Origin of the sequence: Actinophytocola sp. (genome assembly GCF_045807065.1) — a bacterium.
Taxonomy (GTDB): domain Bacteria; phylum Actinomycetota; class Actinomycetes; order Mycobacteriales; family Pseudonocardiaceae; genus Actinophytocola.
This window is the reverse complement of record NZ_JBJMIE010000712.1, coordinates 1-20,736: the sequence shown is the minus strand read 5'-3', so window position 1 is coordinate 20,736 and position 20,736 is coordinate 1. Positions and strand designations below refer to the sequence as shown.

At 70.5% G+C, this 20,736-nt stretch carries 17 protein-coding genes; 10 read left to right on the top strand and 7 right to left on the bottom strand.

Features of this window, described 5'->3' with window-relative positions; genetic code table 11:
* Nucleotides 1-7 precede the first annotated feature (7 nt).
* The 3 genes from ACJ73U_RS41965 to ACJ73U_RS41955 are packed head-to-tail and all read left to right on the top strand — an operon-like array spanning nucleotide 8 to nucleotide 3,262.
* Nucleotides 8-916, top strand: coding sequence for an SDR family oxidoreductase (locus ACJ73U_RS41965; RefSeq protein WP_407783355.1), 909 nt, complete (start codon nucleotides 8-10; stop codon nucleotides 914-916).
* A complete protein-coding gene (locus ACJ73U_RS41960; protein ID WP_407783354.1) occupies nucleotides 913-1,782 on the top strand; it encodes an amidohydrolase family protein in 870 nt (289 codons plus the stop codon). The genes ACJ73U_RS41965 and ACJ73U_RS41960 overlap by 4 nt, the downstream gene beginning before the upstream one ends.
* Entirely contained in the window at nucleotides 1,775-3,262 is a 1,488-nt protein-coding gene (locus tag ACJ73U_RS41955; RefSeq protein WP_407783353.1) for an acyl-CoA synthetase, read from the top strand. The genes ACJ73U_RS41960 and ACJ73U_RS41955 overlap by 8 nt, the downstream gene beginning before the upstream one ends.
* Before the next feature lie 54 nt (nucleotides 3,263-3,316).
* Here the strand turns inward: ACJ73U_RS41955 and ACJ73U_RS41950 are convergent, their stop codons facing one another.
* Nucleotides 3,317-3,793, bottom strand: coding sequence for an RICIN domain-containing protein (locus ACJ73U_RS41950; RefSeq protein WP_407783352.1), 477 nt, complete (start codon nucleotides 3,791-3,793; stop codon nucleotides 3,317-3,319).
* A 534-nt stretch (nucleotides 3,794-4,327) separates the two neighbouring features.
* Here ACJ73U_RS41950 and ACJ73U_RS41945 point away from each other — a divergent pair.
* Nucleotides 4,328-6,931 carry a hypothetical protein gene (locus ACJ73U_RS41945; RefSeq protein ID WP_407783351.1) on the top strand — a complete coding sequence of 868 codons (2,604 nt, stop codon included), beginning with the start codon at nucleotides 4,328-4,330 and terminating at the stop codon, nucleotides 6,929-6,931.
* A gap of 3 nt (nucleotides 6,932-6,934) precedes the next feature.
* Here ACJ73U_RS41945 and ACJ73U_RS41940 read toward each other — a convergent pair whose 3' ends face one another.
* Both ACJ73U_RS41940 and ACJ73U_RS41935 read right to left on the bottom strand, forming a co-directional pair.
* On the bottom strand, nucleotides 6,935-7,534 hold the full coding sequence (locus ACJ73U_RS41940) for a DUF4230 domain-containing protein (RefSeq protein WP_407783350.1): 600 nt from the start codon (nucleotides 7,532-7,534) through the stop codon (nucleotides 6,935-6,937).
* A gap of 146 nt (nucleotides 7,535-7,680) precedes the next feature.
* Nucleotides 7,681-8,049: a DUF427 domain-containing protein gene (locus ACJ73U_RS41935; protein ID WP_407783349.1), complete on the bottom strand. Its 369-nt coding sequence runs from the start codon at nucleotides 8,047-8,049 to the stop codon at nucleotides 7,681-7,683.
* Between the two features lie 108 nt (nucleotides 8,050-8,157).
* Here ACJ73U_RS41935 and ACJ73U_RS41930 point away from each other — a divergent pair, with 108 nt between their 5' ends.
* The 6 genes from ACJ73U_RS41930 to ACJ73U_RS41905 all read left to right on the top strand — a co-directional run bounded on the left by ACJ73U_RS41930 (nucleotide 8,158) and on the right by ACJ73U_RS41905 (nucleotide 13,228).
* Nucleotides 8,158-9,243, top strand: a complete 1,086-nt coding sequence (locus ACJ73U_RS41930) for a DnaJ domain-containing protein (protein WP_407783348.1) — start codon at nucleotides 8,158-8,160, stop codon at nucleotides 9,241-9,243.
* Nucleotides 9,244-9,414: 171 nt separating this feature from the next.
* On the top strand, nucleotides 9,415-11,307 hold the full coding sequence (locus ACJ73U_RS41925) for an ATP-binding protein (RefSeq protein WP_407783347.1): 1,893 nt from the start codon (nucleotides 9,415-9,417) through the stop codon (nucleotides 11,305-11,307).
* Nucleotides 11,292-11,705, top strand: coding sequence for a roadblock/LC7 domain-containing protein (locus ACJ73U_RS41920; protein ID WP_407783346.1), 414 nt, complete (start codon nucleotides 11,292-11,294; stop codon nucleotides 11,703-11,705). The genes ACJ73U_RS41925 and ACJ73U_RS41920 overlap by 16 nt, the downstream gene beginning before the upstream one ends.
* A gap of 95 nt (nucleotides 11,706-11,800) precedes the next feature.
* Nucleotides 11,801-12,067, top strand: coding sequence for a DUF742 domain-containing protein (locus ACJ73U_RS41915; RefSeq protein WP_407783345.1), 267 nt, complete (start codon nucleotides 11,801-11,803; stop codon nucleotides 12,065-12,067).
* Nucleotides 12,045-12,647: a GTP-binding protein gene (locus ACJ73U_RS41910; protein WP_407783344.1), complete on the top strand. Its 603-nt coding sequence runs from the start codon at nucleotides 12,045-12,047 to the stop codon at nucleotides 12,645-12,647. Before ACJ73U_RS41915 ends, ACJ73U_RS41910 begins: the two co-directional genes overlap by 23 nt.
* Nucleotides 12,644-13,228, top strand: a complete 585-nt coding sequence (locus ACJ73U_RS41905; RefSeq protein WP_407783343.1) for a GAF domain-containing protein — start codon at nucleotides 12,644-12,646, stop codon at nucleotides 13,226-13,228. The genes ACJ73U_RS41910 and ACJ73U_RS41905 overlap by 4 nt, the downstream gene beginning before the upstream one ends.
* 79 nt (nucleotides 13,229-13,307) lie before the next feature.
* Here the strand turns inward: ACJ73U_RS41905 and ACJ73U_RS41900 are convergent, their stop codons facing one another.
* The 4 genes from ACJ73U_RS41900 to ACJ73U_RS41885 all read right to left on the bottom strand — a co-directional run bounded on the left by ACJ73U_RS41900 (nucleotide 13,308) and on the right by ACJ73U_RS41885 (nucleotide 19,839).
* Entirely contained in the window at nucleotides 13,308-14,543 is a 1,236-nt protein-coding gene (locus ACJ73U_RS41900; RefSeq protein ID WP_407783342.1) for an acyl-CoA dehydrogenase family protein, read from the bottom strand.
* Nucleotides 14,544-14,777: 234 nt separating this feature from the next.
* A complete protein-coding gene (locus ACJ73U_RS41895; protein WP_407783341.1) occupies nucleotides 14,778-18,278 on the bottom strand; it encodes an FAD-dependent oxidoreductase in 3,501 nt (1,166 codons plus the stop codon).
* A complete protein-coding gene (locus ACJ73U_RS41890) occupies nucleotides 18,275-19,117 on the bottom strand; it encodes a ferredoxin (protein WP_407783340.1) in 843 nt (280 codons plus the stop codon). The genes ACJ73U_RS41895 and ACJ73U_RS41890 overlap by 4 nt, the downstream gene beginning before the upstream one ends.
* Entirely contained in the window at nucleotides 19,114-19,839 is a 726-nt protein-coding gene (locus ACJ73U_RS41885; RefSeq protein ID WP_407783339.1) for a DUF4142 domain-containing protein, read from the bottom strand. Before ACJ73U_RS41885 ends, ACJ73U_RS41890 begins: the two co-directional genes overlap by 4 nt.
* Nucleotides 19,840-20,736 lie beyond the last annotated feature (897 nt).

Here is a 20,736-nt window from a genome sequence, read left to right as displayed (position 1 = left end):
GTCCACCGTGGATCTGACGGGACGAGTGGCGATCGTGACCGGCGCGGGCCGGGGCCTCGGCTTCGCCTACGCGTCGGCGCTCGCGGCAGCCGGCGCGGCCGTCGTGGTGAACGACGCCGACGCGGGTGCCGCGACCGGGGCCGTCGCCCAGATCGCCGGGGTCGGTGGGAAAGCCGTCGCCGAGGCCGGGGCGGTCGGCCCGACGGCCGTGGCGGAGCGGCTGGTCGAGCGGGCCGTCGCGGAGTTCGGGCGGCTCGACGTGCTCGTCACCAACGCCGGCGTGCTGCGGGACCGCATGCTGTGGCGGATGTCCGACGAGGAGTTCGACACCGTCATCGACGTGCACCTGCGCGGCACGTTCACGTGTGTGCGGGCCGCGGTCCGGCGGATGCGGGAGCAGGGCGACGGCGGCCGGATCATCGTCGTCGGCTCCCCCGCCGGGCAACGCGGCAACGTCGGCCAGACCAACTACTCCGCCGCCAAGGCCGGCATCGTCGCCATGGCCCGCACGTGGTCCATGGAGTGCGCGAAGGCCGAGATCACGGTCAACGCGGTGATCCCGGTCGCGGCCACCGCCATGACCGCGACCATGCCCGCGTTCGCGCCCCACATCGAGGCGTGGCAACGGGACGGGACGCCACTGCCGGACTGGCTGCGCGCCGGTGAGGGCTTCGGCACGCCGCAGGACGCGGCCGGGCTCGTGGTGTACCTGGCGTCGGCCGAGTCGGCGGGCGTCACCGGGCAGGCGATCGGCGTCGGCGGCGACAGGCTGTCCCTGTGGGCACATCCGGAGGAGATCGCCGTGTCCTACCGGGACGGTGGGTGGCGCCCGGACGAGATCGCCACGACCTGGCCGGCGACGCTGGGCAGGAACCCCCGGTCCGTCGGCATCCCGCTGCCGTCGGGGCCGTCATGAACGTCCAGGACCTCATCGCCGTCGACGTGCACGTCCACGTCGAGGAGGGCGCGGACGGGCGGGTGTCGCTGCCAGCCGACCTGATGGCCGGCTCCGCCGCGTACTTCAGGGCGGAGAAGCGGACCGCGACCGTGCCGGAGATCGCCGACCACTACCGGGAACGGCGCATGGCGGCCGTGGTGTTCACCGTCGACGCCCAGTCCGCGACCGGGCACCCGCCCATCCCGAGCGAGGAGATCGCGGCCGCCTGCGCGGAGCACGCCGACGTGCTCATCCCGTTCGGGAGCGTGGATCCGTGGCGGGGCAGGGCCGCCGTGCGGCAGGCACGCGCGCTGATCGAGCAGTACGGCGTGCGCGGCTTCAAGTTCCACCCCAGCGTGCAGGCGTTCCACCCCAACGATCCGACCTTCTACCCGCTGTACGAGGTGCTGGCCGAGCACGGCAGGATCGCGCTGTTCCACAGTGGACAGACCGGCATCGGCGCCGGCCTGCCGGGTGGCGGCGGCATCCGGCTCAAGTACGCCAACCCCATGGCCGTCGACGACGTCGCGGCGGACTTCCCCGACCTGCCGATCATCCTCGCGCACCCGTCGTTCCCCTGGCAGGACGAGGCACTGGCCGTCGCCACGCACAAGCCGCTCGTGCACATCGACCTCTCCGGCTGGTCGCCGAAGTACTTCCCGCCGCAGCTCGTGCGGTACGCCAACACGTTGCTGAAGGACAAGGTGCTGTTCGGGTCGGACTTCCCGGTCATCACCCCGGACCGGTGGCTCGCGGACTTCGAGAAGCTCGACATCAAGCCGGAGGTGCGTCCCATGATCCTCAAGGACAACGCCGTGCGCCTGCTCGGGTTGGACCATGCGTAACAACGGCATCGGCTCGTGGACGGCGCGGCGGGCGCGGATGTCGCCGGACCGCGTCGCGGTCGTGCACGGCGGCGAGAGGTCGACCTACCGCGAGCTGCACGAGCGGGCCACCCGCGTCGCACACGTGCTGACCGGGCTCGGCGTGACCGGCAACGACCGGGTCGCCTACCTCGGGCCGAACGAGCCGGCGTTCCTGGAGACCCTGTTCGGCACGGGCCTGGTCGGCGGGATCTTCGTGCCGCTGAACACCCGCCTCGCGACACCCGAGCTGGCCTACATCCTCGCGGACAGCGGCGCGTCCGTGCTCGTGCACGCGCCGACCCACACCGAGCACGCGGAGTCGTTGCGGGACGCGGTGCCGCACGTGCTCGACCACGTGACCTACGAGCGGCTGCTGGCCGGTTCGTCGACCGAGCCGGTGGACGAACCGGTCGACCAGGACGACATCGCCATGATCATGTACACGTCCGGCACCACCGGCCGGTCGAAGGGCGCGGCGCTGTCCCACGCCAACATCCACTGGAACACGGTGAACCTGCTGATCGACGTCGACCTCGCCGGCGACGAGGTGACGCTCGTGAACGCGCCGATGTTCCACGTGGCGGCGCTCAACCAGACCGTGCTGCCGACGCTGCTGAAGGGCGGCAGGGTGGTGCTGGACTCGTTCGACCCGGCCCGCACGCTGTCGACGATCGCCGAGCACCGAGTGACCTACCTGTTCGGTGTGCCGGCGATGTTCCAGGCGGTGGCGGCCGCGGCGGACTGGCCGGGCGCGGACCTGTCGTCGGTGCGCACGATGATCTGCGGCGGCGCGCCCGTGCCCGAGAAGGTGATCACCACCTACCAGGAACGCGGCCTGGTGTTCCTGCAGGGCTACGGGCTGACCGAGTCCTCGCCGAGCGCGTTGTTCCTGCGTGCCGCGGAAAGCGACCGCGTCGGCTCGGCCGGCACACCGTGCTTCTTCACCGACGTGCGGGTCATCGACGCGGACGGCGACGACGCGCGCCCCGGCGAGCCGGGCGAGGTGATCCTGCACGGTCCCAACGTGATGACGGGCTACTGGGGCAAGCCGGACGCGACGGCGGCGGTGCTGTCACCGGACGGCTGGCTGCGCACGGGCGACGTGGCAATCGCCGACGAGGACGGCTTCCTCTACATCCGCGACCGCATCAAGGACGTCATCATCTCCGGCGGCGAGAACATCTACCCGGCCGAGGTGGAGGACGTGCTGCACAAGCACCCCGCGGTGGCGGACTGCGCGGTGATCGGCATGCCGGACGGGAGGTGGGGCGAGGTGGGCCGCGCGATCGTGGTGCGGCGCGAACCCGTCGAGCCGGCCGAGCTGTTGGCGTTCCTCGACAACCGGATCGCCCGCTACAAGATCCCGAAGTCGGTGGTGTTCGCGGAGACGCTGCCGCGGACGGCGTCGGGGAAGCTACGCAAGAGCGCGCTGCGCGAGGAGTACGGGGAGAACGCCTGAGGGTGGTGGGGACCGCGGAGCCGCAGGAGGCGGGGGACGAGACCTGGACCCGGTCTACTCCACGTACCAGCGCTGGTTCGCGTTGCCGTGACAGGTGTACATGATCACCGCGGCACTGTTGCCCGGATCAGCACCCTGAATGTCCAGACACTTCCCGTTCAGCTCGGAACGGATGGTCGAACCGTCGAAATACCAGCGCTGGTTCGCGTTGCCGTGGCACGTGTACATGATCACCGCGGCACTGTTGCCCGGATCAGCACCCTGGATATCCAGGCATTTTCCGTTCAGCTCGGAACGGATGGTCCCATCACCGGTCCCGTACCAGCGCTGGTTCGCACCACCGTGACAGGTGTACATGATCACCGCGGCACTGTTGCCCGGATCAGCACCCTGAATGTCCAGACATTTCCCGTTCAGGTCGGAACGGATGGTGCTGCCGTCGTTCTGCGCGGCGCCGGCCGCGGCGGGTGCCGCGAAGACGGCGAGCAGGAGAGCGGCTGCTACCGACACCAGTTTCCCGGTCGTTCTCATTGACTTCCCTCTCGGGTGTGAGCACGTCGTGCGGTGTGGCTCCGGATCCGACGCTGTCGTCGACGGAGCGAGTACGCCAACGACAGTCGCGCGTCACCGCCCGTGTCCACAAGCACCATCACTCCTGCGGTGCGGCGATACACCCGGCCAGTGCCCTGACCTGCACCAAGCGCAACGGAACGTGACTCGGCTCCCCCGGTCGCACACCTGTCCGAACTCCTCCGGGAAACGATCGCCAGCTCGTTGACGTCCACATCGGACGGTTGGGCCAGCGCGGAGGAGACGGCCGCCGCGCGGAAGGTGCGCATGAACTCGCGGGCCCGGTGGACGGGGCCAGGTCGACGTCGCGCGGCCACACCAGCTGGCGCCGGGCCCGCGGGAACTCACCGATCACGTTGCCTTCCACGTGTTCGAGGTCAGTTCGGGTCGCCCTCGGCAGGGTGGCCGCGGCACTCCCACCACGGACGTGACAATTCGTGGACACCAGCTAACACTGCGCCACCGCCGGGCGACCACACGTGTGGGAGGGGTTCGATGGCCAGAACCGGTGACCCGGCCGCCCGCGCGGCGGTCGCGGTGCTGCCCAGGGCGCGCCCGCTCCTCTGGTGGCTCGCGCTGGTCCTGTTCGTGGCGGTGGGCGTGGCGCTGATCGGCGTCCCGTACCTGCTGGTCGCCGCGCGACCACGGCCGGCGGTGCCCACCGCGGTGTCCACGACCATCACCTGGGTCGTGCTCCAGCCGGCGCTGCTGGTGCTGACGTCGCTGCTGGCCATGTACTCCTTCGGCCGCGCCCGGCTCGAGGGCAGCGCGTCGCGCGGGCTGCACGTCGACGTCGCCGAGTTCGCCGAAGGGCGCACGGAGGCCCCTACGCCCTCGGCTCGCGAGCTGACCGCGAAGTTCAGCAGAAGGCTGACCGAGTCCCGCATCTACAGCCCGGCCGCGTTGCCGGGCGCCGCCGGGTCCTACGACTTCCTGCAGGTCGTGGAGAACGCGGGCGAGGCAGCCTCCACCGGGTGGTGGCGGGTGGCCGCACGCGCGTTGCGGCTGCTGCTCCCGCCCGGCGCCTACCGCGTCACCGGCACGGTCGTGGCGGCCGAGCGGCCGAGGCTGGTCGTCGAGCTGATCCGGTTGCCGCGGTTCGCCGCCACCCCGCTGGTGATCGAGGACGACAGCTGGGACCGCGTGCTGGAGCGGGCCGCCAACTCCGTCGCCGCGCAGATCTTCCCGCGCAGCAAGATCTGCCGGCAGCGTCCGCAGTGGGCGGACTGGTGGGGTTACGCCTTCCCGACCGAGCTGTTCGACGCCTACCAGCGCGCGCACCAGTTCCAGGCCGCGCGCCGGTTCGACCAGGCGCTCGCGGAGTTCTACCGCGCGCTGCGGCACGACCCCGCGAACGTCTACATCAGACTGGAGATCGCGCAGCTGCAGGAGCGGCTGAACATGCACCTGGACGCGCTCGTCACCTACGACGACGTGATCACCATCTGCAGCCGCGGCGACGAGGGGTTGGCGAGCTGGTGGGACGGCGACGAGCAGTCGCCGACGCAGGGCCACCGGGCCGTGGCGCTGCTCGTCGCGCGGTACCGGCACGCGCTGATGCTCGGCCACGGCGACCGGATCGCCGAGCAGTGGTGGCTGCGCGGCGGCGGGTGCGACCACGACCAGCACTGGGACGCGCGGCAACGCCACCGGCGCTACCTGCGCAGGCTGGCCGGACGCAGGCTGGAACGCTACGAGCGGGCGGCCGCGGGCATCCTGGCGGACCAGCGACCGGACGCGTACGAGCAGGCACTGGACATCGACTGGCCCAGCAGGACGCCACTCGAGGAGCGGCGGCGGCACGCGAAGGTGTTGCGGCTGTACCTGTGCACGCTGGGCCAGTACGAGTTCGAGCGGCTGATCGCCGACTACCCCCGGCTCTCCGGCCGCCTCCGCCGCCTGGCCATGCGGAACCCGGTCGAGCTGATCACCCTGCGCGGCCTGCGGACCTCGCTGATCTGGACGGTGCTGCGCCGGGCGCTCGCGCAGGCCGAGCTGGGTCTGCGCGTCGGCTACCACCCGGTGTGGCGGCGGGCCAGAGCCCCGCGGTGGCTCACCGCGCTGCTCGACCAGTGGCCGGTGTCCGAGGCCCGGCTGCGGGAGTCGATCAGCGCGGTGATCCCGCGGCTCGGCCGCGCGAACTGGCAGGAGCACTACAACGTGGCGTGCTTCTGCGCGGTGGCGCTGCTGTCGCCGGGCAACGAGGCGGAGACCGAGTTGCGCAAGCTCGCGATCAGCCACCTGTACCGGGCGGCGGCGGGCAGCCACAGCGGCTACCTGGCGGAACGGCGGCCGTGGCTGCTGTACGAGGACCGGGACCTGCAGTCGTTGCGTGGCACGCCGGAGTTCCGGAACTTCGAGATGATCACGTTCTCGCCGGCCCGCGAGGTGCCGCTGCGACCGCGGCAGACGCACGTGTGGGAGCTGGTGTGCTACCAGACGCTGCTGGTCTCCGGCATCGCCCGGCGGATGCGCGCGACGTGGTTCGCACGCGGGCTCGACGGGGTCGCGCCGGACGCCCGACCCGGCCCGACGCCGTGGTACGCGCTGGAAGTCGAGGCGTGGCGGCAGATCATGCGGCTGGCCGTGAGCCACCGCGACTGGCGCACCCGCCGCGACGCGGCACTGTTCCTGCCGGACGAGCTCGGCCTGCCGACGTTCACCCAGGAGCGGCTGTACACGCGGTACGTCAACGTGTTCGGCGAGGAGCGGCTGCGTGTGCGGCGGGCCGACATGCCGGACCGGATCCGGATGGTCAACGAGATCGCGGACGAGTACATCGACCACTGCGACGGGCGGATGACCGACCTCGCGCGGCACATCCACCGGCTCGACCGGCGCGGCGCGGACCCGTGCGACAACGCGCACGGCGCCGTCGGCGGCATGCGGATCACCGGCTCGCCGCTGCTCTCCGGGCTGGAGCACGAGATCCGGTCGCCGCGGGGCGTGCGCAAGCTGTGCGCGGACCGGGCGGAGCTGTGGGGCACCCTGGCCGACCTGTTCGACGACGACCTCGAGGGTGCGCCCGCGGCGGACCGGATGCGGGCGTTCCGGGCCGCACTGCGGCGGCCCGGCATCCTGGCCCGTCTCAGCTCCTGACCGTCAGGTCTTGTCGTTGTCCGGGAAGGTCGCCTTGTAGCCCAGCGAGGTGAACAGGCCGGTGAGCATCTGCTGGAGGTTGCGTTCCGCGCGCCTGGTCAGCCCGGCCTCCTTGGCGGCGTCGCCGATCTTCCTCTCGGCCAGGACGAACAGTTCCCGCTGGTCCTGCGGCTGGAACAGGGACTTGACGCTGTCGAACACGCCGCGGTCCTGGGAGTAGATGTAGGTGTGCTCCTGGTCGATGTTCGGCTTGGAGAGCTTCGGGTCCGGCAGGCGGACCTGCACGGTCTTCTTCTCCTCGTTGACCGTCAACGCCTTGTCCGACAGGTTCTCCAGGTCGATGTAGGCGTCCACCGAGCCGTGCGCCACGAACAGCGTTCGGCTGCCGGCGATGAAGTCCGGCACCCACGCCACGTCGTGCTCCAGGTCGACGATCACCTGGAAGTTGCCCTCCGCGGCGTGGTACTGGCTCAGGTCGCGGACCGACTGCAGCAGCGCGGGCTGGCTGCGGTCGGTCGTCTCGGAGGCGAACGGGTTCAGGTTGGGCACCCTGCTGATCAGGAACAGCAGTGCGAGGACCACCACCAGCACGATGGCCACCACGCGGCCGACTCTCCATAGAGGACTGAGCGTTCTGTCGGACATCTCAAACCTCCCGCCGAGGACAATCCCCCGTTCGAGGGTTACCCCCGAACGAGGGATCTCAATCGTCGAGCGGTTCGAAACAGGTCGACGGGCGCCCCGGGCGTTCAGACCTCGCTGATGTTCACCTTGTCGGGGTAGAAGGCGACGTGCCCGGCGATCTCCGCTACCGCGGGGTACGGCTCGCGGTAGGTCCAGATCGAGTCGGTCAGCTCGCCGTCGGCCGTGACCAGCGAGTAGTACGAAGCGTCACCCTTGTAGGGACAGTACGTGCTGGTGTCGGTCTCCTTGAGGAACGCCGGTTCGACGTCCGACAGCGGGATGTACTGCACGGCCGGGTAGTTGGACTCGCGCAGCGCCAGCGCGGCCGTCGTGTCGGCGACGACCTGGTCACCGACCCGGACGACGACCCGCGCCGGGTTCTTCTCGATGGTGATCGGGTGGTCGGGGCCGGGGGTCCTGATCTCGCGGGACATGGTCACCTCTCCTGGATACGTCCTATCACTTTGTCAAGTCCTGGCCGGCGCGCGTTGTTCCCGCCGAAGCCCTAACCTGTCAGCGCGCGGCGCGGATGGAGAACGGCGGTGTTGGTGCGCGGGATCGACTACTACGAACTGCTCGGCGTGGCGCGCGACGCGTCGCAGGACGAGATCAGATCCGCGTACCGCGCGCTCGCCAAGGCCATGCACCCCGACGCCGGCGGCACGGCGGGCGCGTTCCGGCTCCTGCGCGAGGCCTACGAGACGCTGGTCGATCCGGCGCGCCGCGCGGACTACGACCGCGGCGACGAGCCGGAGTACGCACCGGAGGACCTCGCCCCGCCGCGGCCGCGCCGCGCGGCCCGCGCCCGAACCGAACCCGCCCACGAGCCGGCGCTGCCGGTGCTGCCGGTGCTCCGGCCCGACACGATCCCGTGGTGGGACGAGGTGCGCCGCGACCGCCGCGTCGTGCTCACCCCCACGGCCGGCCCGAGCCAGGCCGTGGCGCTCGGCGCGGCGGTGGGCGCCGGCGCGCTCGTGCTGCTGTTGGCGGTCGTCGGCGCGCCGGCGTGGTTGGTGATCGTCGTGCTGCTGGCCGGTCTCGCGACCGCGGTCGAGGTCGGCCGGCGACACCTTGCGGCGCAACGGGTCGATCGCGAGTTCACCGCCGAGTTCGGCGACCGCGTGGTGTTCGGCCGGCCCGGCGCGGAGGACGACGAGCTGGCCGAACGCCTCACCGCGGAGCTTTTCGACCGGTACCTCAGGCGCGTTCCCGGCGTGCGGATCTTCCACGGGCTCGCCACCGAGGAGGGCTCGGTGTTCGCCGACCTCGACCACGCCGTGCTGTGCGGGCGGCGGCTGGTGCTGGTCGAGTCGAAGCTGTGGCTGCCGGGCCACTACGAGGTCGACGAGAACGGCGAGGTCCTGCGCAACGGCCACCGTTTCCGCGGCGGTGCCGTCCGCCTGCCGGCACACCTCGCGGCCTACCGGGCGCTGCTGCCGGACGTCGAGCTCCGTGGCGTACTGCTGATCTACCCGAGCCGAGCAGGCCAGATCACGGTGGGCGACGGGGTCGCTCACACACCGGAGCGGTTCGTCCGGGAGATCGGCGACTGGCTCGCCACCGATCCGTCCACTGTGGACCGTGAACTTTTCCGGATCGTACTACGCCAGGTCGTCACAACCGGCTGAGCAGCGAACTCCAATGCGAAGATCATTTCCCCCTGTCGGGCTGCAAGGTGCACTAGGACGTTTGCGGTAGCATCACCTCCGCCATCCGGACGGTGACGCCGTTCCCTGCCGTCCTCATTACACCGGAAGGAAGCGATGTCGGACGCGCCTACTCCGCCCTGGGGGATACGGGTGGAACCCGATGTTGGAGTTGGAAACGAGTACGCAGAGGGCATCGAGCGCCTCCAGACAAGACTTCTGCACACCGGTCTCTTCCTGCTCACGGTCGTGATGCTCGGCGGCGGGGCCGGTGTGCTGATGGTGCTGACGGACGACTCCCGCGCGGCGACCGCGTCGATCGCCGTGGTCGCCGGCTGCGTGCTCGCGGTGCTGGTGGCCCTGCTCACCGCCATGTCGGCGACGCGGCAGCTCACGGCGCTCGCGCGCCGACCACGGCCGGTGGCGCTGCGGCCCGCGCCGCGCCCGGCACCGGAACCCGTTGTGCGCCAGCGGGAAACACCGCAGGAGGCGCCCCGGCCGGAGCGGCGCCAGGCGGAGGCCGCGCCACTGTGGGCGCGGCCCGGCGAGCAGCAGGTCACGCTCACCGACGACCCCGGCCAGCGGCGCGAGGTGTTCGTCAAGCTGGCGCGGCGCCTGCAGTCCCTCATCAACCGCGCCATCAAACGGATCGACGAGCTGGAGCAGGACAACGAGGACCCCGAGCTCCTCGACGGCCTCTACGAGATCGACCACCTGTTCACGCTCGCCCGGCGCCAGGGGGAGAACCTCGCGGTGCTGGGCGGGGAGGCGCCGCAACGCCGGTCGAACAGGCCGGTCAGCGTGTACGCGGTGCTGCTCGCCGCGGTGTCGGAGGCCGAGCACTACCGCCAGATCGCGATCGTGCCGGTGGAGGACGTCGAGATCCACGGCCACGCGGTCGCCGAGATCATCCACCTGCTGGCCGAGCTGCTGGAGAACGCGACCCGCTTCTCCGCGCCGGACGGGCCGAAGGTCGAGGTGCGCGCGCACATGGTCACCGCGGGCCTCGCGATCGAGGTGCAGGACCGCGGCCTCGGCATGAGCCACGAGGACCTGGAGCGCATCAACAACCTGCTCGACGGCTCGACCCGCATCGACCTGTCCGAACTGCTGGAGGACGGCCGGATCGGCCTCGCGGTGGTGCGGGAGCTGGCCCGGCGGCACAGCATCCGCGTGCGGTTGCAGTCGAACATCTTCGGCGGCATCGCCGCGGCCGTGGTAATCCCGCCGCAGCTGCTGGCCGAGCCGGAGCAGGAGTCCCGCCACCGCGCCACCCCCCAGCCGGGGCGGTCGTCGGCACTGCCGAGGCGACGGGCGGAACGGGACGCCGCTCCCGAGGCGCTCACGCCGCCGGCCCCATCGCCCATGCCCACGCCAACGCCTTCGCCGCTGCCGAGAACGGGCACCGCGACGGAGTCGTCGCCGGCACTCACGCCGGTCGTGGTGCGCTCGGCCGAACCGGCCCGGGTTCCCGTACCCACCCCGATCCCGTCGGCACAGCAGAGCCGGGCGGAGAACGGGTTGCCGGCCATGTCCGCCGCCGAACCGCCGGTGAGCACCGACACCGTCCGACCGTCCACCTCGGTCTCCTCGGCGTCCGGTGAGCGGGCCGCCCCGGTCCAGGTGCCCGCGCCCATGCCGATCCCGTCGGCGTCGGTGCCCGCGTCGGTGCCCGCGTCTCCCGGCCTCGGCCCGATCCGCCCGTCCCAGCCGAACCGGCACCGCGTGGCCGATGGCGCCACCGCGGACGAGCTGCCCGCGCTGCCGGTCCGCGCGCCCGGCCGGTCCTACGAGGACCTGCGGACCGGCGGTGACGGCCTGGTCAGCGAGGAAACCACCGCATGGCAGGGGGACCAGCCACCACCACTACCCCAGCGGCGTGGCAGCCACCTGCGTGAGGAACTGCTGGAACCGCCATCAACGACCCGGCCCGTGCCGGGTCACAACACGAGCCTCATGAAGACCGTTCAGGCGGGCCGGGAGAACTGGCTCGCCCAGCAGAACACGACGGACGAGAACAGAGGAGACTCATGGCCGACGACCTGAACTGGCTGCTGCGTAGGCTGGTTGAGGCGGTACCCGACACGCACAGTGCCCTGCTGCTGTCGGTCGACGGCATTCCCAAGTACTGGTACGGCCTCGACATCGACAACGCCGACCGGCTCGCGGCGCTGGCCGCGAGCATGTGCTCCCTCGCCAACCAGGTCGGCAAGAAGTTCTCCCAGGACGGCAGCGACGGCGTCCGGCAGGTGATCACCGAGCTGAACGAGATCATCCTGTTCGTGACGGCGGCGAGCGTCGGCAGCGTGCTCGCCGTGGTCGCCGCGCGGGAGGTCGACGCCGGCATCCTGAGCTACGAGATGCAGAGGCTGTGCACGCAGGTGCCCGCCGTACTGACCACCCCGACCCGATACGCCGCACATCAGGCCAATGGGATTCGGTGACGATGACCGGTCCGAACGAGGACCCCGGTCTCTTCGGCGTACGGCCGTACGCCATGACCAGCGGCAGAACCCAGCCCAGCACCCCGCTCGACCTCATGTCGATGGTGCGGGCGACGGGCAAGGGTATGATCACGCCGCGCCAACTGGGGGTCGAGCACGCGAATGCGTTGGAACTGTGCGAGAAACCGACCTCGGTCGCCGAGCTCGCCGGCCTGTTGCGCCGGCCGGTGACGGTGACCAAGGTCGTGCTGTCCGATCTGATCGAGCTCGGCGCGGTGATCGCGAAGTTCACCCCGACCGAGTACTCCAACGATCCGGCCATTCTGGAGGCGGTGATTGATGGCCTCCGACGGTTCGTCTGACCTGTTCCCCATCCAGGTCAAGATCCTGGTCGCGGGTGGCTTCGGCGTCGGCAAGACGACGTTCGTCGGCTCGGTCAGCGAGATCGAGCCGCTGACCACCGAGGAGACGCTGACCGCGGCGAGCGTCGGCACCGACAGCACCGCCGGTGTCGAGGCCAAGGCGACCACCACGGTCGCGATGGACTTCGGCCGGCTTTCCTTCACGGACAAGAACCTCGTGCTGTACCTGTTCGGCACGCCCGGCCAGGACCGGTTCTGGTTCATGTGGGACGAGCTGTCCCGCGGCGCGGTCGGCGCGGTGGTGCTGGCGGACACCCGCCGGCTCGCCGACTGCTTCGGCGCGGTCGAGTTCTTCGAGCGCCGCGGCATCCGATTTCTCGTGGCACTGAACGAGTTCGACGACGGCTACCGGTACAAAGACGCCGACGTGCGGCAGGCGCTGGCGCTCAAGCCACACGTGCCGCTCGTGCGGTGCGACGCGCGCACGACCCCGTCCGCGAGCCGGGTGCTGATCACCCTGCTCGAGTCCGTCCTGGCGTCCGCCCGCGCCGCCAGTCCGATGATTGGGAGTCCACAATGAACGGTGAGATCCTCGACCAGCGGCTCATGCCCGCGCCGCACGACCCGGACATCCCGCAGCGGTTGGCACGCCTGGCACAGCTGGCCCAACTCGGCGTCGGCGACCGCCCGGACCCCGAGTTCGACCAGTTCGCGGCCCGCCTCGCCGCGGCGGCCAACGCCCCGTACGCGATGGTCAACTTCGTCGGCGACGAGGAGCAGTACTTCGCCGGCCTGTACGGCCCCTCCAGCTCCAAGGCGGACGCACTGGAGGCCGCGTCGTCCGCGTCGCGCGCCGCACCGGGCCGGACGATGTCACGGGAGCACGGCTACTGCCCCCACGTCGTGGTGCGGCGCAAGGCTTTGGTGCTCGACGACGTGTGCGCCTACCCGCGCTTCGCGGTCAACCCGGTGGTGAACTCCATCGGCGTGCGGGCGTACATGGGCGCGCCGCTGATCGACCGCACCGGCACCGCGATCGGCACGATCTGCGTGGTGAACACGGAGGAGAGCAACTGGGGGCGCAACGGCCTGGACATGATCAAGTCCATGGCCAACGAGGTGATGGAGCTGATCCACCGCCGCGAACAGCAACTCGGCTGACCAGGCCGGCGGCGATGCCCTGAGGGGCGCCTTCAGGACGTCGAACGTCCCGAGGGTGCCCCTCAGGGCATTGTGGTTCTCAGCGGCGCCACCAGCGGGCCGGCGTCTGCTCGGGAACCCTCAGCTGGTCGGCGAACCGGGCTGACCACTGCTCGCGGTAGGTGCCCAGTGCCACTTCGGCCAGGCGGAGGCGCTGGACGTCCGAGGTGCCGGCCGGGGCGTAGATGTGGTTGGCGTCGCGGAGGAAGCGTTCGATGTGGCGGCCCGGGTCCAGTCCGTAGGCGGCGTGCACCTCCATCGCCGTGCGTGCCGAGTCCAAAGAGGATTCGACGTTGGTGAGCTTGGCACTGATGAGGTCGGCGTCGCACGGCATGCCCTCGTCGAGCAGGTGTGCGGCGTAGTAGGCGGTGAGCCGCGCGGTCATCAGCTGGGACTGCAGCTGTCCCAGTTTCTGTTTGACGGTGGGGAGTTCGGCGAGCGGTGCGTCGTAGCGGCGGTGCGTGCGCGCGAAGTGGACCGTGTGCTCCACGATCGCCTGGTGGATACCCAGCGCGACGGCGGTCAGATTCGGCCGCCCGTAGAGAATGCTGGACGAGTACGCGACGGCGAGCCCGTCCCCTTCCGCACCGAGCCGGTTCCCGAGGGGCACGAAGCAGTTTTCGAATATCAGTTCGCCAAAACTGAAACCGTGCAGGCCCATTGCCGGCTGGTGCGGTCCGAGGGAAAGTCCGGGGGAGATGGCCTCCACGAGGAAAACCGACAGGCCGCGGGAACCCGGGCCGGTACGGACGACGACACCGTGCAGGTCACCGATGTGGCTGTTGCCCACGAACACCTTGCGCCCATTGAGGACGTAGCCGCCTTCCACCCGATCGGCGGTTGCGGACATGCCGAGCACGTGCCCGCCGGAGTCCGGCTCGGTCACCGCGATCGTCGGTAGGCACCTGCCGTCGGAAACCGCTGGTAGCCAACGCTTCTTCTGTTCCTCGTTGCCGAAGTGCACGATCTTCGCGACGCCGAGCTGCGAGGCCTGCGCCATGGCACCCATGGCCCCGCTGACCCGCGACAACTCCTCGATGATGATCGTCTTGGCGAGGTGCCCGAAACCCATTCCGCCGTAGCGGGGATCGACGGTGACACCCAACCAGCCCTGCTGGGCGATGAGTCTGGAGAGTTCGACGTGGACCGCTTTGCCTTCCTCCATCTCGGCGACCCGGGGCGCCACCTTCGACTCCGCGAAGTCGCGCACCTGCGCACGCAGCCGCTCGTGCTGCGGCGTGGTGAAATAGCTGGTACTGCCGGCTGCGGCGCTCACCTGACGGCCCCCGATTTGTCACCGACCAATGCGAACTTCCAGTGTGCAGGGTGCAACTTTGCCATCTACCACCCCGTCAACGGTACCTCCCAAATGGTGACGAGGATTACGGATAGTTACGGAAGGTGATCATCACTTTGACACTTTATCTATACACAATGGACAGGCCGCGCGCCTGACCACCAACAACGGACAGGCGCGCGGCCACATCCATATTCGGTTGTCGATCACGTCCTACGCACGGGCGCGGCGGCGACCTCCGGTGGGACGCTCGACGGCCGGCATGTGGTCGTAGGAGTCCTCCGGACCCGGCCGGGACGACGGCACGCCGTAGTCCTCCGGCCGGCCGTGCTTCGGCATCCGCACCGCGGGCATCTCGATCGAGTCGTCCATGCTGGACAGCGCGGGGACCATGCGCACGCCGCTCAGGTCCGGGTTGACGTTGCGCCGCTTCGGCGGGCGGCCGAACTCCGGCGTCAGGTCCTCGGCCCGGTGCGCCGGACGGTGGCTGTCGTCCACGACCGGCAGGCGGCTGTACGAGTCCTCGGCGCGGCGGCGGCCACCACGGCTGACCGGCGCCATCCCGGTCACCGACGTCTCCGCGACGTCGTTCGAGTCACGCCGGACCGGCGGGAGCGCGCTGAACGAGTCCTGCGGGCCGGCGGACCGGCGCACCGGCGGCATGCCGGTGATCGAGGTCTCGGGACCGTCGTCCGACGACCCGCGTCGCGCGGGTGGCAACGCGCTGAAGGAGTCCTGGGGACCGCGCACGGCCGGCATCCGGCTGAACGACTCCTCCGGACCGCGACCAGCCGGCGGTAACGCACTGAACGAGTCCTGCGGACCACGCGCGGACCGGCGGCCCGCCGACGCACCGGCGGCCGGGTCCTGGGCACCGCGCCGGACGGGCGGCATCGCGTTGAAGGAGTCCTGCGGGCCACGCACCGCGGGCATCCGACTGACCGACTCCTCCGCACCGCCACGCCGCACAGGCGGCATCGCGCTGAAGGAGTCCTGCGGGCCACGCACGGCCGGCATCCGACTGACCGACTCCTCAGCCGAGTCGTGGGCACTGCGCCGAGCCGGCGGCAACGCGTTGAAGGAGTCCTGCGGACCACGCACCGCAGGCATCCGACTGACCGACTCCTCAGCAGCCGAGTCATGGCCACCACGCCGAGCCGGCGGCAACGCGTTGAAGGAATCCTGCGGGCCACGCACCGCGGGCATCCGACTGACCGACTCCTCCGGACCACCGCGCCGCACAGGCGGCATCGCGCTGATCGAGTCCTGCGGACCACGCACAGCCGGCATCCGACTGAACGACTCCTCCGGACCACGACCAGCCGGCGGTAACGCACTGAACGAGTCCTGCGGACCACGCGCGGACCGGCGACCAGCCGACGCACCGGCGGCGGGCTCGTCGGCACCGCGCCGGACCGGCGGCATGGCGTTGAAGGAGTCCTGCGGACCACGCACGGCCGGCATCCGGCTGAACGACTCCTCCGGACCACGACCCGCCGGCGGCAGCGCACTGAACGAGTCCTGCGGGCCCCGGCGGGCCGGGGGCATGGCGCTGAACGACTCCTCCGCGGCGCGGCGGATCGCCGGGACGCCGCCGAAGGAGTCCGACGGCCCGCGCCGGGGCGGTACGTCCGAGAACTCCGGCGCGCGCACGTGCCCGTTGGCGTCGAGCAGCGCCATCTGGCCGGTGACGTCGATGGCCAGGCCGGCGTCGGGACCGAGGCGGCCGCTCAGCGGCTCCGGCAACGGGCCGCGGACGTCGGTCATCTCGGCCGCGCTGAACTCGGGCTCACGCGGGGCCGTGCCGGTGTGGCCGGTGGCCGGGCCCAGTGCCGGGGGGTGGGACGGCGTGCCGAACGGCGCCGCGCCCATCGGCGGCACCGTGGCGCCGCCCCGCGGCAGGCCGTTCGGGCCGGACCTGCCGCCACCCGGGCCGCCGGCGGGGCCGGAGGCGTTGACCGGACGGCCGTTCGACACGCTCGGGAACGTGCCGCTCGCCGCCGCCTTCGGGAACACGCCACTGCTGGCGGCGCCGTCACCGAACGGGCCGCGTGGGCCGCCGGCGAAGCCGTTCGCGGGCGGGGCGCTGATCGGCGGCACGGGCAGCGGGCCGGAGGGGTGGCCCGGCGGCAGGCTCAGCGGACCGGACGAGTGGGTGGGCACGGGCGGGAAGACCCCGGTCGTGGGCAGCGTCCGGCCGCCGATCATCCGCGGCGGGCCGGCCGGGCGGGCGGGCGGGATCGGGCCGCCGGTGTACGGGGGGCGGACGGCGACCGGGAGCATGCGGCTGAACGAGTCGACCACGCTCTGCGCGCGGGCGGCCGGCACCTGGCCGGCGCCGACACCGATCGGGCCGCTGACCTCGGCCGGCTGGGGCTGCTCGACGAAGCCGATCTCCTGCTCCTGGCGCTCCGGGCGCTGGAACTGCTTCTCGCGGGGCGGCGCCAGGTGCTTCCCGGGCCGCTTCTTCAGCGAGCCGCCGCCGACGGTGATCGGCAGCTTGGTCGGGGTCTCCACCTCCTCGCGGCGCGGCTCGGGGTTCTGCCGGCTCAGGCTCTCGGACCACGCGATCATCGCGGAGGGGCAGTCGACGCCCGCCACCGCCATGAGCCGGCCCTCGAGCGAGTAGCCGTACACCGTGCCGGTGCCCTCGTCGGGGGTGCCGAGCTTGACGATGTCCTTGCCGAGCTTGATCATCCCGGCGGCCTGGATGCGGTAGCTGTACTGGTCGGTCCAGAAGCGCGGCATGGGGCAGAACGGCTGCGCGTTCTCCCGGCCGGCCAGCAGGCTCTCCGCGCAGGCGCGACCCATCTCGACCGCGTTGAGCCAGTGCTCCACGCGCCGCGGGACGTTGTCGAAGCGGAGGTTGGGCCACTGGGCGACGTCGCCGGCGGCCACCACGTCGTCGGCGCCCACCACGTGGCAGGTGGCCTCGCAGACGACGCCGTTGTCCAGCGGCAGGCCGGAACCACGCAGCCAGTGGGTCATCGGCCGGGTGCCGGCGGCGAGGATCACGCAGGAGACCATCAGCGTGCTGCCGTCGGTCAGCTTCAGCCCGATGCCCTCCGCGGTGGGGTTCCACTCCTCCACCGAGTTGCCCAGCGCGAGGTCGACGCCGTGGTCGCGGTGCACGCCCGTCAGCCACTCGCCGAGCTCGGGGCCGAGCACGTTGCCGAGCAGGTTCTTGCCGCGGCCGATGAGGGTCACGTCGCGGGAGAGGTGGCGCAGGCTGGCCGCGAGCTCGCAGCCGGTGAACCCACCGCCGATCACCGCGACCCGACCCTTGGTCGAGCCGAGCACCCGCTCGAGGTCCAGGCCGTCGGACATGGTCCGCAGCACCAGAACGCGCGGGTCGTGGTAGGGCACGCCGCTCTGCTTCCCGGCCTCGACACCGGTGGCGATGATGAGACCGTCGTAGGTCATCTCCTCGCCGCCGGGCAGCACCAGGGTCTTCTTGGTGGGGATCAGCTGGCGCACCTGTGTGCCGAACCGCCAGCGGGCGTTGAGGTCCTCGTATGCGGGCAGGGTGAGATCGCTCGATCTCAGCTCACCCTTGAGCAGCTGCTTCGAGAGCGCTGGTCGGTGGTACGGCGGCAGCTTCTCGTCGCCGAGAATGGTGATCTCACCCTCGAACTTCAGCTCACGGAGCCGTTCCGCCGCGCGCAGGCCGGTGAGTCCACCGCCGACGACGACGATCCGTTCGTCGCGGTTCATCGGGTACGTACCTCCTGCAACTGGATCGCCTGCATCGGGCAGACTCGCGCCGCCGCCTGCGCCTGGGCGCGGCTGGCTGTGTCGGGGTCACGGACGTAGCGCAGTCGCCCGTCTTCCATGAGTTGGAACAGCTGCGGCGACTCGGCCTGGCAGATGCCGTACCGCTTGCACCGCTGGTTGTCGACGCTGACCTGCACCTTCCGGCCCATGCGCGGCGCGATCACCGGCGGCTCGATGACCGCGAGCTGGGTCTCGGCGGCCTGGGGCGCCGCGGCGAGCAGGCCGGCGCGGGTCAGGATCCTCGGCGGGAGGAAGCGCAGCACGGTCAGCGTCACGGCCGGGGTCAGCACGGTGAGGCCGCCGAGCCACAGGTAAGCGAGGTGGCCGTTGTGGATGGAGCCGAACCACGAGTGGATGACCGTGATCGCGACCGCGGGGTAGGCGAACTGGTGGAACCGCAGCCACCGCGTGTAGCGGATGAACCGCCGCAGTCCGGTGGAGATCAGAATCGCGGTCATCAGCTCGAGGCCGAGGATGCCCATCGCGTGCCGGAGCGTGCCGCTGAACGGCACCGTGATGCCGATGAGGTTCAACCCCTGCTCACGGAGCAGGAGGAACACGATCGCGTGCATGAAGCCGGTCGCGATGGTGAAGGTCGCGAGGATCATGTGGCTCGAGCGGATGGCCTGCTGGCCGGTGAGCCGCTTGATCCAGCCCGTGTAGGTGAGGACGCCCCAGCTCAGCGTCAGGCACATGAAGACGTAGGCGAGGCGGGCCGACAGGGCGGCCACCTCACGGATGCCGATGTCGTGCTGTGGCAGTGCGACGACGTCGATCATTCCGCCGTCCCCGGCGAGCTGAAGGTGCGGACGATGGCGATCGTGGCGCCCATCATCAGGGCCGCCACCACACCGCCGAGCGCCAGGTCACCGCTTGACAAGTGGTTCTCCGGGGTGTCGTAGGTCCGGGCGCCCGCCTCGGCGAACATGCCGTGATCAGCGTCCACGTCGCCCGTGCTCTCCAGGATGGTCATGTGTTTCATCACGATGGTGTTGGCCGTCGTCGCGAAGTCGCGGAGGACCGAGTTCTTGGTGCCGGCGCGCTCCTCGGCGATCACACTGAACACGGTGCCGTGGGCCGCACGCAAGCGGTTGGCGAAGGCGTCGTCGAACGCCTTGCCCGAGGAGGCTCGGATCTCGGCCATCCACTTCTGCTGTGACGAGGTCGCCTGGTCCGCCAGCGGCACGCCGAACTTGCCGGCCAGATCCTTGACGGCGACGTCCAGCTTCCGGTGGTCGGCGGCGATCGTGGCGCCCACGTCGCGTACCCGCTGGGTGCTTCCCTTCTTGGACGCGAGGTCGCCCATCGGCATTTCCCACAGGTTCGCGAAGTTGATCAACCTGATGAACTCACGATCTCGGTCCGAGATGGGTTCCTGTGCACTCTGCGCGTTCACCTGGGGCTGGGCCTGGCTGACCACGGCGAAGCCGATCGCGGGGAAGGCCGCACCGAGGATCACCAGGAACGCAGCAGCGATCCAGCGAACAAATCTGCGTCGCATGAAATGTTACCGCCCGCGCCTCAGTTCTTTTCTGTTCCGTTTTGTGCGGTTAACATTTTGGCGGGCATGCCGCCGTACTCGCTGCTGGGACCTTCCCGCAGCTGGCAACCACCAAGGAGGAGCGCGAAGACTGTTGCCAGCACTGCGATCCCGGCAACTCTACAGCTACGCATCCTCATGCGTGGACTCCTCTGCAGTAGATATCAGAACGATTACGCCGCGTCAAGATTTTTCTTCCAGGCACGCCTCGTTGCTGGTGCTACCGGTATATACGTTTGATAACGACGGGCGCGTTCAGTTCACTCAGGGGTAGATCTGTGACGTGGGTCACATCACCCGATCGGCCGCTCAAGTACCCGGGCGGCCCAACGCCCTGGTCGGCGCATCGTACCTGGTCAAATGTGGATGAACACCCGGTTCGAGGGGGCTGTTTGGAGTAGCGTCACCGGGTGGTAAGTGATCTGCGGGGCCAGTTCACGGGCGGTGAGCTGGTCGTCGCGGGATGCGTGCGGTAGCGGTCCGTGGCGCGGTGCCAGGGTTGTCTCTTGCTGGCAGCGGTGGTGCCGCGTTCTGTGGGGCGCGCTGCGTCCTGGGGGTTCCGTGGGTTCCCGTGGTGCGCGCTGCGTCCCGTGGGTCCCGTGGTGCGCTGCGTCCTCGGTGTTCGGTGGGCGGCGGTGCGCGTCCTTGGGGGTGCCGTGGGTTTGGTGCCGCCTGCCGCGTGCCGGGGTGTTCGGTGGGGCCGTGGTGCGCGCCTCGTCCTAAGTGTTCGGTGGTGGTGGCGGGATTGTACGGGCGGCGACTCACGCCTCAAGGGCGCCTTCGGCGTCGGGCTTCGCCCGATGACGGCCTGGCGGCCGTCACCCTTGACCCGCGAGCCTCCGCCGCCCTGGGCAGGCC

Bases quoted from the DNA above. Each gene is read 5' to 3' on its own strand.
- ACJ73U_RS41960 (WP_407783354.1), top strand. From the start codon at position 913: ATGAACGTCCAGGACCTCATCGCCGTCGACGTGCACGTCCACGTCGAG.
- ACJ73U_RS41955 (WP_407783353.1), top strand. From the start codon at position 1,775: ATGCGTAACAACGGCATCGGCTCGTGGACGGCGCGGCGGGCGCGGATG.
- ACJ73U_RS41905 (WP_407783343.1), top strand. From the start codon at position 12,644: ATGAACGGTGAGATCCTCGACCAGCGGCTCATGCCCGCGCCGCACGAC.
- ACJ73U_RS41885 (WP_407783339.1), bottom strand. From the start codon at position 19,839: ATGCGACGCAGATTTGTTCGCTGGATCGCTGCTGCGTTCCTGGTGATC.
- ACJ73U_RS41950 (WP_407783352.1), bottom strand. From the start codon at position 3,793: ATGAGAACGACCGGGAAACTGGTGTCGGTAGCAGCCGCTCTCCTGCTC.
- ACJ73U_RS41935 (WP_407783349.1), bottom strand. From the start codon at position 8,049: ATGTCCCGCGAGATCAGGACCCCCGGCCCCGACCACCCGATCACCATC.
- ACJ73U_RS41910 (WP_407783344.1), top strand. From the start codon at position 12,045: ATGGCCTCCGACGGTTCGTCTGACCTGTTCCCCATCCAGGTCAAGATC.
- ACJ73U_RS41915 (WP_407783345.1), top strand. From the start codon at position 11,801: ATGTCGATGGTGCGGGCGACGGGCAAGGGTATGATCACGCCGCGCCAA.
- ACJ73U_RS41920 (WP_407783346.1), top strand. From the start codon at position 11,292: ATGGCCGACGACCTGAACTGGCTGCTGCGTAGGCTGGTTGAGGCGGTA.
- ACJ73U_RS41945 (WP_407783351.1), top strand. From the start codon at position 4,328: ATGGCCAGAACCGGTGACCCGGCCGCCCGCGCGGCGGTCGCGGTGCTG.
- ACJ73U_RS41890 (WP_407783340.1), bottom strand. From the start codon at position 19,117: ATGATCGACGTCGTCGCACTGCCACAGCACGACATCGGCATCCGTGAG.
- ACJ73U_RS41895 (WP_407783341.1), bottom strand. From the start codon at position 18,278: ATGAACCGCGACGAACGGATCGTCGTCGTCGGCGGTGGACTCACCGGC.